Origin of the sequence: uncultured Senegalimassilia sp. (genome assembly GCF_934630535.1) — a bacterium.
Classification (GTDB): Bacteria; Actinomycetota; Coriobacteriia; order Coriobacteriales; family Eggerthellaceae; genus Senegalimassilia.
Window position 1 is genome coordinate 1 of sequence record NZ_CAKTVU010000036.1, and the last position, 8,657, is coordinate 8,657.

The 8,657-nt window shown below is 59.9% G+C and carries 10 protein-coding genes; all 10 read left to right on the forward strand.

Annotation, left to right across the window (positions count from 1 at the left end; translation table 11 throughout):
• Positions 1-214: 214 nt before the first annotated feature.
• Positions 215-823, forward strand: a complete 609-nt coding sequence (gene ruvC, locus Q0D52_RS09925) for a crossover junction endodeoxyribonuclease RuvC (RefSeq protein WP_294382609.1) — start codon at positions 215-217, stop codon at positions 821-823.
• On the forward strand, positions 820-1,422 hold the full coding sequence (gene ruvA / locus Q0D52_RS09930; protein ID WP_294382611.1) for a Holliday junction branch migration protein RuvA: 603 nt from the start codon (positions 820-822) through the stop codon (positions 1,420-1,422). Before ruvC ends, ruvA begins: the two co-directional genes overlap by 4 nt.
• A gap of 56 nt (positions 1,423-1,478) precedes the next feature.
• Positions 1,479-2,555, forward strand: a complete 1,077-nt coding sequence (ruvB, locus tag Q0D52_RS09935) for a Holliday junction branch migration DNA helicase RuvB (RefSeq protein ID WP_366930346.1) — start codon at positions 1,479-1,481, stop codon at positions 2,553-2,555.
• 9 nt (positions 2,556-2,564) lie between these two features.
• A complete protein-coding gene (locus tag Q0D52_RS09940) occupies positions 2,565-2,975 on the forward strand; it encodes a hypothetical protein (RefSeq protein ID WP_281624086.1) in 411 nt (136 codons plus the stop codon).
• 23 nt (positions 2,976-2,998) lie between these two features.
• Positions 2,999-3,985 (forward strand): C-terminal binding protein, encoded by a 987-nt coding sequence (locus tag Q0D52_RS09945; RefSeq protein WP_294382618.1) that lies wholly within the window; start codon positions 2,999-3,001, stop codon positions 3,983-3,985.
• Positions 3,986-4,067: 82 nt separating this feature from the next.
• Positions 4,068-4,823, forward strand: coding sequence for a MerR family transcriptional regulator (locus Q0D52_RS09950; protein ID WP_294382621.1), 756 nt, complete (start codon positions 4,068-4,070; stop codon positions 4,821-4,823).
• A 94-nt stretch (positions 4,824-4,917) separates the two neighbouring features.
• The gene (gene nirJ2 / locus Q0D52_RS09955; RefSeq protein ID WP_294382624.1) at positions 4,918-5,940 is read left to right on the forward strand and encodes a putative heme d1 biosynthesis radical SAM protein NirJ2; all 1,023 of its coding nucleotides are present in this window, start codon (positions 4,918-4,920) and stop codon (positions 5,938-5,940) included.
• Positions 5,941-5,970: 30 nt separating this feature from the next.
• The gene (locus tag Q0D52_RS09960; protein WP_294382627.1) at positions 5,971-6,963 is read left to right on the forward strand and encodes an ABC transporter substrate-binding protein; all 993 of its coding nucleotides are present in this window, start codon (positions 5,971-5,973) and stop codon (positions 6,961-6,963) included.
• Between the two features lie 71 nt (positions 6,964-7,034).
• Positions 7,035-8,012 carry an iron ABC transporter permease gene (locus Q0D52_RS09965; protein ID WP_294382630.1) on the forward strand — a complete coding sequence of 326 codons (978 nt, stop codon included), beginning with the start codon at positions 7,035-7,037 and terminating at the stop codon, positions 8,010-8,012.
• Positions 7,999-8,657 (forward strand): ABC transporter ATP-binding protein (locus tag Q0D52_RS09970; protein ID WP_294382633.1); only part of this gene is annotated, 659 nt, incomplete at its 3' end. The genes Q0D52_RS09965 and Q0D52_RS09970, both read left to right, overlap by 14 nt.

An 8,657-nucleotide genomic window follows, 5' to 3' on the forward strand; every position in this document is an offset into this window, starting at 1 on the left:
TTCGCGGCGGGCTGCGCCGCCTCGGAATCTTGGGCATAAGAATGGGGCTGTACCAAAATCACTTTTGATACAGCCCCTTTTTTTTTGCGCTTTGAGCTCGGCTTAGCTTGCTGGCTTTTGGAAAGAAACGGGGGCGGGAAAATCGTTGGGGGAAAGCGAACATCCGTGTGGTAGTATGTCCACGAACAAATGTTTGAACGAGTAAGGCGGGCGGATGACGGAACCTCGAACAATCTTAGGCATAGACCCTGGCTTGGCGAATACGGGATGGGGCGTGGTTCGGCAGGACGGGCCGCGCATGGAGTGCGTGGCGTACGGGTGCGTATCCACGCCTGCTGGCGTGGAGCTGTCGCAGCGTTTGGCGAAGATCCACGAGCAAATCTCGGCGGTGATCAGCCGGTTTCAGCCCGTGTGCCTGGGAATCGAGACCGTGTGGTTCGGCCAGAACATCACGGCCGCATTCGCCACGGGGCAGGCGCGAGGCGCCGCTTTGGTGGCGTGCGCCCAGCATGGGCTTTCGGTCGGCGAGTTCACGCCTCGGCAGATTAAGATGGCCGTGGTGGGCACCGGCTCTGCCGACAAGGCGCAGGTGCAATATATGGTGAAGAAGCTGCTGAACCTGCAGGTGGAGCCGAAGCCCGATCACGCTTCGGATGCGCTTGCGGCGGCAATCTGCTATACCACCCACGAAGGTTACGGGGGAGTCGGCGGCGCCGACGCGATGGCGAAGCTCGAGGCGCGCGGCCGCGTGATGGCGGGTGCGGGAACGGGCGGTGCCGCCGGTGCGGCGGCTCGTAAGATCTTGGAAGAAGGTGCGCGATGATCGCATTTCTGAAAGGCATGCTGGCGGGCAAGACCGCCGCATGCGCGTATATCGATGTGCAGGGCGTCGGCTATGCCGTCGGCATGTCCCAAGGCGCGCTTTCGAAGCTGCCGGCAGTGGGCGAGCCCGTGCAGGTGCATACGTATCTACAGGTATCCGATAACGGAATCGCGCTGTACGGGTTTTTAACGCTTGAGGAGAAGGCGCTGTTCGAGCGCTTGATCGGAGTCAGCGGCGTGGGTCCGAAGGTTGCGCTGGCGGCGCTGTCCTCGTTCACGCCCGAAGCTTTGGTGGCGGCCGTGCAGGCGCAGGATGTGGCCGCGGTGCAGAAGATCCCGGGCGTGGGCAAGAAGACGGCATCGCGCATCATCCTGGAACTGAAAGGCTCGTTCGACCAGGGGTTGGCAAGCTTGTTCGATGCTGCGGGCGCGCCGGCTTCGGCGGCTGCCGCTGCGGCCGAACGCCTGAAAGGCGCACGCGAGGCGTTGCTGGCGTTGGGCTTCGCCTCTGCAGAGGCAGATGTTGCGTTAAAGGGCGCACCCGAGGACGCAGATGAGAACGCGCTGATAAAATACGCCTTGAAACGTTTAGGTAAATAACGCGGTAAATGGATGACGGAGCTTGAGCTTTGGCTGATGGAGTGAAAATAGAGGGAATGGTGTTCGAGGCGGGTTCCGGTTTTGATGGCGGATCCGCGTCGACGGCTCCCGCAGGTGCGACCGACCCCTCGCAGCGTGCGGTCACGCCGGATTTGACCGAAGACGACCTTGCGCTCGACCGCAGCTTGCGACCGAAGCGTCTGGGAGATTATCTTGGCCAAACGAAGGTCAAGGAGTCGCTTGCCATTTTGATCCAAGCTGCGCAGGAGCGCGGCGACGTTGCGGATCATATCCTGTTCTCGGGACCTCCGGGCCTGGGTAAGACCACCCTTGCCACCGTGGTGGCAAACGAGCTGGGTGCGAACATCAAAACCACCAGTGGTCCTGCGATCGAGCGCACGGGGGACCTTGCCGCGATTCTCACGAACCTTGAAGAGGGCGACGTGCTGTTCATCGACGAGATTCATCGTCTGAATCGCATGGTGGAAGAGGTTTTGTATCCCGCGCTTGAGGACTTCGCGTTGGACATCGTGGTTGGCAAGGGACCGGCGGCTCGTTCCATCCGTTTGGATCTGCCACGATTCACGCTTATCGGCGCCACCACCCGCACGGGGCTGCTTACCGGGCCCTTGCGCGACCGCTTCGGCATCGCATTTCGCCTGCAGTATTACACGCCTGAGGAGCTGGCTTCCATTGTGCAGCGTTCTGCTTCCATTTTGGATGTGCCCATCTCTTACGATGGCGCATTGGAGATCGCGCGCCGCAGCCGTGGCACGCCTCGTTTGGCCAACCGCATGCTCAAGCGCGTGCGCGATTGGGCTCAGGTGCGCGGCAACGGCGTCATCGATGAGGACGTGTCCGCGCAGGCGTTGAGCTTTTTCGAGGTGGACCCGCTGGGACTGGACGCGGTGGATAATCGTATTTTGGAGCTGCTGTGTGTGCAGTTCGGTGGGCGTCCGGTGGGGTTGACCACGCTGGCTTCGGCGTTAGCCGAGGACCCGGATACGCTTGAGGACGTGTACGAGCCGTATCTGATGCAGCAGGGCTTGCTTATCCGCACGCCGAAGGGCCGTCAGGCAACCGAGCGGGCGTACGAGCACCTGGGTATCTTCCACGAACCCACGAATAGCTAGGAGCGGCCGATGTTCGAGCAAGACTATCTGATGAAGTTGCTGCTGGCGTTTTACCAGGCTATGTTCAAAAGCCTGCGACGCGTTACCGACGAGGACGAAGACCCGAAAGAGGCGGCCGATACGCTGGACGAGGTTGTCGGGAATGCCGTTGGGATGGACGGTGCCAGCTTGCTGTCGCTGACCCCGGAATCCGTCGTCGGCGTGCTGCAGGTGTCCGGCACCGATCCGCGCGTGACGGAGTTCATTGCTCGCAGCTTGTTGCTTTCGTCCGAGTATCTGACGCAGGCGAAGCAAGGCGCGTTGGCGTCGTTGCGCGTGGAGCAGGCGCGGGCGATCGCGGATGCATATGGGATCGATTTGCCTGACGACCCCACTGACCTGTCCGATTTGAAGGAAATGGCCGAGCAAGCTAACGCCTAGTAGGGGCAACGATGGGAGTGGATATGGCGAAGATCGTAGCGGTCGATACCGATTTCGAAGATAACAACCTGGAAGAGGCCATGGCCCGGGATGCGGGCATCGAGTTTGAGGTCACGCGCGGCCGCACTGCTCAGGCGGTAATCGATGGATTGCTGGAGACCGGCGCCGATGCAGCTGTGACGTCGTATGCGATGTTTCCGCGCGAGGTGTTCGAGGCATGTCCGAATCTGAAAGCGGTCAGCCGCACGGGGGTCGGATACGACGAGATCGATGTGGAAGCCGCTACCGAGTACGGCGTTGCCGTTTGCAATGTGCCAGGCTACGGTACGGAAGTGGTGTCTGACCACGCCATTACGTTGGCGCTTTCGGTTTTGCGCCGAATCAACGAGCTTGATGCCGATATGCGCCGCGGCGTGTGGGATTATGCGCGCACGCGTCCGTTAGGACAGTGCCGCGGCCGCGTGTTCGGTGTCGTGGGCATGGGGGAGATCGGCAGAGCGGCGGCCAAGAAGGCCGCTGGTCTGGGCTTTGAGGTGGTGTGCTGGTCTCGTAGCTTGAAGCCTGGACGGCGTACGCCCGAAGGCTATCCCGTTCTGCGCCTGGACGATTTGCTGCAACAAGCCGATGTGGTGAGCCTGCATACGGCGCTTACTCCCGAGACGCATCATCTGATCAATGCCGAACGCCTTGCCCTCATGAAGCCGGATGCCGTGCTGGTGAACACCGCTCGCGGCGCCGTGGTGGATACCGTGGCGCTGGCACAGGCGCTTTGCGAGGACAAGCTGTGGGGCGCAGGTTTGGACGTGTTCGAGCAGGAGCAGCCCTTCGACTTCGATCATCCCATCATGAAGGCGCCGCACACCGTGCTTTCGGCGCATGCGGCGTATTGGTCGGAGGAATCAGGACGCGAGCTGCGCGAGCGAGCGATGCAGGCGGCTATCGACGCTGTGCAGGGGCGCGTGCCGGTTGATTGTCTGAATCCCTGCGTGTTCGATTCTTCTACGAAGTAGCGCTTGACGATGACGTAGCGTCATCCACTAACATAATTATTTTTTGGCAGAGTAGATGTCGGTTCATGGGGTGAAGCAGGACATGGGACAACAAGGCAGCCAAGACTTGATGACGGTTGGAGAGTTGGCTTCGCGCGTTGGCGTGACGGTTCGAACCATCCAATACTATGATCAACGCGGGCTGCTGCATCCCACATGCAAGGGGGAGCAAAATCTTCGCCTGTATTCCTCGTCTGACGTCGACCGTCTTAATCGCATAATCACGCTGAAATACCTGGGGCTTTCGCTTACCCAGATTCAGGAGGGCGAAGGGAGCGACCCCGACGTCGAGCTGACCGCCGCTTTGGCGAATCGCGAGGCGGAGCTCGAACGCGAAAGCGCGAGGATTCTTCGGGATATGAATGCGTTGCAGAGTTTGCGCGCGCATCTTGCTGTGGCCGATCATGTGGATTGGAGCGAATCTGCATCCGCCGTTGGTAGCGTGCGGGATCGTGAGGACATGCTGTGGTCTGCCATCACCGGCGAATCGCTTGAAGGTTGCCCGATTCCCGAGTTATCTCGCGAAGAGGTGATCTGCTGGCATCAGCTGATGGGTGACACGATCGAAGCAATGCATGATGGCGTTTTGGCAACCGATGAGCGCGCACGAGCGCTTGCAATTCGTTTTTCCAGCTTAGGGGGCATGCCCCATGCCCTTGCCGGTTTGAAGCGCTTGGCAAACCAGCGCAGCTCGGGGCCAAAGCAGTACGGTCGTGACTTTTATGCCGGTATTCAACGGCGCACGTTGAGCTTCTTGCAAGATGCGCTCGATTGCTCTCGCTCTGATACGCGGGAATAGCCGCATAGGTAGTCTTATCGTTGTATTGACGGCGACGTAGCGTCGCTCGGTACCGTTTCCCCCTGAAGTGATAACTCGATCAGAGGGGGAGACGATGATCGTATCGTGGATGACCACGAATCGATGCAACTTGAAGTGCGCGCATTGCTATCAAGACGCAGACGAGTGCGATAACCGAGAGCTGTCGACCGAAGAAGCGCGCGCGATGATTTCCGACATTGCACGTGCCGGTTTCAAGGTCATGATTTTCAGCGGCGGTGAGCCGCTTATGCGCGATGACATTTTCGACTTAGTGTCTCATGCCGCATCGTGCGGACTCCGACCGGTGTTCGGCAGCAACGGAACCTTGATTACGCAAGACGTCGCGCGAAAGCTGAAAGCGGCGGGTGCGTGCGCCATGGGTATCAGCATTGACAGCCTTGACGCGCAAAAGCATGACAAATTTCGCGGAGTCAACGGTGCACATGCGGCAACGTTGGCGGGAATCGAAGCCTGCAAAAGCGTCGGCCTGCCATTCCAGGTTCACACCACTGTGGTTGATTGGAATCGCGACGAGGTGTGCGGCATCACTCGGTTTGCTAAAGAATTGGGCGCGATGAACCATTCGGTGTTCTTCTTGGTACCGGTTGGGCGTGGCAAGGACATCTCTGACGAAAGCATCGACGTTGAGCAAAACGAACAGCTGCTCGCTGACATTTTGCGCGCCGGTCGTGATGCTGATATCGAGGTCAAACCTACGTGCGCGCCGCAGTTTATGCGCATTGCCGAGCAGATCGGTGTGCAAACGCGCTATACACGAGGCTGCTTGGCGGGGCTGACGTACTGCGTGGTCGGAAGCGAGGGCATTGTGCGCGCGTGTGCGTATATGACCGAAGATGCCGGCGACGTGCGCAAACAGCCGTTTGATGAGATTTGGCGTACCAGCCCGGTGTTCCAAGAACTGCGCACGCAGGCATATAAGGGCGCGTGCGGAGCGTGCGATTATAAGGGCGTTTGCGGCGGATGTCGTGCTCGTGCCGCGTATTACCACGACGGGGACATTTTGGGGCAGGACGATTATTGCGCATGGGGTATGAAGAGCGCAGCACGGAATGCGTCCGGCGTATCGGTCGCTTAGCGGGACAAGCTAATCCAAAAGGAGCAAACAATGAATAAGGTTGCAAAAGGGGTCGTTGCGCTTTCGTGCGTGTTGTCTGTAGGCGTTGGGTCGCTTTCTCTGGCTGGCTGTGCGTCGCAAGGAGAAACCGCTGCGTCAGATGCGGGCAAAACGGAGGCGTCGGCAATGCAAGGCGCGTATACCTTTACCGATGATTTGGGTCGCGAAGTGACGGTCGCGTCGCATGATCGCGTGGTTGCCGGCATGGGCAGCTTCGCAAACGTGTGGGAGCTGGCAGGTGGTACGCTGGTTGGCGCGTCCGACGACGCTTTCTCCGATTACCACATTGCGTCTGATGCGCAGAAGATCGGCGATTTTTCTTCGCTTGATGCTGAATCGATTATCGCGCTCAACCCCGATTTCGTGATTTTGACGGGGTCGAGCAGCGGCCGCGGCGGCGGTGTTGCGCAAACCGAGTTGGCCGATACGCTTATGGCGGCGAATATCCCCGTGGCGTATTTTAAGGTAACCACGTTCGACGACTATCTGCGCATGCTGCGTACATGCTGCGATATCACAGGCGACGAGCAGGCATATGCGCAAAACGGTCAGGGTCCGGCAGATAGGATCGCCGAGATTTGCACGAAGGCGGAAGGAAAGCAAGCTGGCAGCGCCGTGGTGCTGACCACGTATTCGGGCGGCACGCGCGTGCAGTCTTCCTCGACGCAGACGGGAACCATGCTTGCCGATTTGGGTGCACAGAACATCGCCGATTCCGATAAGGGCCTATTGTCCGATTACAGCTTGGAGGCCCTGATTCAGGACAACCCGCAAACCATCTTCCTTCTGCCTATGGGTAATTCGGACGAGGCGGCGCAGCAGGCGCTTGCCGAGCAGACGACGCAGAACCCGGCATGGGCGCAGCTTGATGCGGTGAAGAACAATCGCGTGGTGACGCTTGATCCGAAGCTATTCCAGTACAAGCCGAATGCTCAGTGGGATCAGGCGTATCAAGTCCTGTTCGACGCGCTGTACGGCGAATAGGTTGATTCGTGCGCGGGAATCGACTCAAAACGGTTGCGGCGACGGATTGTGCGCGACATCGCTTTCGCCTGATGCTGCTTGTTCTGCTTTTGGCGCTTGCCGGCGTGGTGTTCGCCGGTCTGGCGCTGGGATCGTCGTCTATTGGTGCGAACGACGTGGTTGCGTACGCTATGGGCAACGCGTCCGACATGGCTGTGAACGTGCTGGCGAACGTGCGCGTGCCGCGTGTCCTTGGGGGCGTGCTTGCCGGTGCGGCGCTTGCCGAGGCGGGCGCGCTTATCCAGGCAACGCTGAATAATCCGCTGGCCAGCCCGAACATCATCGGCGTCAACGCTGGATCCGGCTTGTTCGTTTTGCTGTTCGCATGCGTGGCTCCGCACGCGCTGGGCGTGTCGGCGGCCGGTGCGTTTGCGGGTGCGCTTGCCTCGGCGTTGCTGGTGTTCTTCGTATCGTCGTACGCGGGAGCCTCTCGCCTCACCATCGTGCTTGCCGGCACGGCGCTCACGTCCATATTCACGGCCGGAATGAACGCGATCCTCATTTTCAATCCGGATGCCTATGTGAACTCATCCGGATTTTTGGTCGGTAGCCTTTCGGGCGTGATGACGTCCGAGCTGGTGATTCCCGGGTGTGCGATCTGCATCGGGCTGCTTGTGGCCGCAGGTCAGGGAACGCGTCTTAACATCTTGTCGTTGGGGGATGAGGGTGCGCACGCGCTGGGGTTGAACGTGCGGCGAACCCGGCTGACGTTGCTTTCGCTTGCGGCGCTGCTGGCGGGTGCCGCGGTTTGCTTTGCCGGGCTTATCGGGTTCGTCGGGCTGGTCGTCCCCCATATCGTTCGCTTCTTCGCCGGTCACGACAACCGTCGCGTATTGCTGCTGTCTCCTGTTGTCGGGGCCATCGTAGTGTGCGCGTGCGACACCGTTGCGCGCACGCTGTTCGCGCCGTTTGAGATCCCTGTGGGAATTTGCATGGCGCTGATAGGCGGCCCATTCTTCATTTATTTGATTCTTCGTTCGCGGAAAGGGGAGGTCGATGGGCGATCTTGAGTTCGATGACGTCGTATTCGGGTACGGCGGCAGCCTTTTATTCGACGGCTTTTCCGCGTCGTTTCCGAAAGGGAGCATCAGCTGCATCGTCGGGCCGAACGGTTGCGGGAAATCAACGCTTGCGAAACTTGCCATGGGGCTGGTGAAGCCGACGTCGGGGCGCGTGCGCGTTGCCGGGCGCGATGTGTCATCGCTGGCTGCTCGCGATCGAGCGCGTCTTTTAGGCGTGTTGGTGCAGCAGCAAGAGGCGCCGATGATGACGGTGCGCGAGCTGGTGATGTGCGGAAGGTTCCCGTGCTGTGGATCGTTTTCGCGCTTGAGCAGGGAAGACGAAGAACGCATCGATGAGGCGCTTTTGCTTGCCGGCGTGTCTGAGCTGCGCGATCGTCCGCTGCAGAGCTTGTCGGGCGGGCAGCGGCAGCGAGTGCGCATGGCTATGGTGTTAGCGCAAGATACGCCGATCATGCTGCTTGACGAACCAACGTCGTTCATGGACGTGGCGGCATGTTTCGATATGGTGCGGCTGATTCGCCAGGTTCGGCAGCACGGCAAGACGGTTGTCGCGGTGATTCACGATTTGAACCTGGCGCTTTCGGTTGCCGACCAGGTGTTTGTGATGGAGCGAGGACGCTTGGCTGCGCAGGG

Excerpts from the sequence above, each read along its gene's own strand:
- Q0D52_RS09940 (WP_281624086.1), top strand. The coding sequence starts at position 2,565 with ATGTTCGAGCAAGACTATCTGATGAAGTTGCTGCTGGCGTTTTACCAG.
- ruvA (WP_294382611.1), top strand. The coding sequence starts at position 820 with ATGATCGCATTTCTGAAAGGCATGCTGGCGGGCAAGACCGCCGCATGC.
- Q0D52_RS09950 (WP_294382621.1), top strand. The coding sequence starts at position 4,068 with ATGGGACAACAAGGCAGCCAAGACTTGATGACGGTTGGAGAGTTGGCT.
- Q0D52_RS09960 (WP_294382627.1), top strand. The coding sequence starts at position 5,971 with ATGAATAAGGTTGCAAAAGGGGTCGTTGCGCTTTCGTGCGTGTTGTCT.
- ruvC (WP_294382609.1), top strand. The coding sequence starts at position 215 with ATGACGGAACCTCGAACAATCTTAGGCATAGACCCTGGCTTGGCGAAT.
- Q0D52_RS09965 (WP_294382630.1), top strand. The coding sequence starts at position 7,035 with ATGCTGCTTGTTCTGCTTTTGGCGCTTGCCGGCGTGGTGTTCGCCGGT.
- nirJ2 (WP_294382624.1), top strand. The coding sequence starts at position 4,918 with ATGATCGTATCGTGGATGACCACGAATCGATGCAACTTGAAGTGCGCG.
- ruvB (WP_366930346.1), top strand. The coding sequence starts at position 1,479 with ATGGTGTTCGAGGCGGGTTCCGGTTTTGATGGCGGATCCGCGTCGACG.
- Q0D52_RS09945 (WP_294382618.1), top strand. The coding sequence starts at position 2,999 with ATGGCGAAGATCGTAGCGGTCGATACCGATTTCGAAGATAACAACCTG.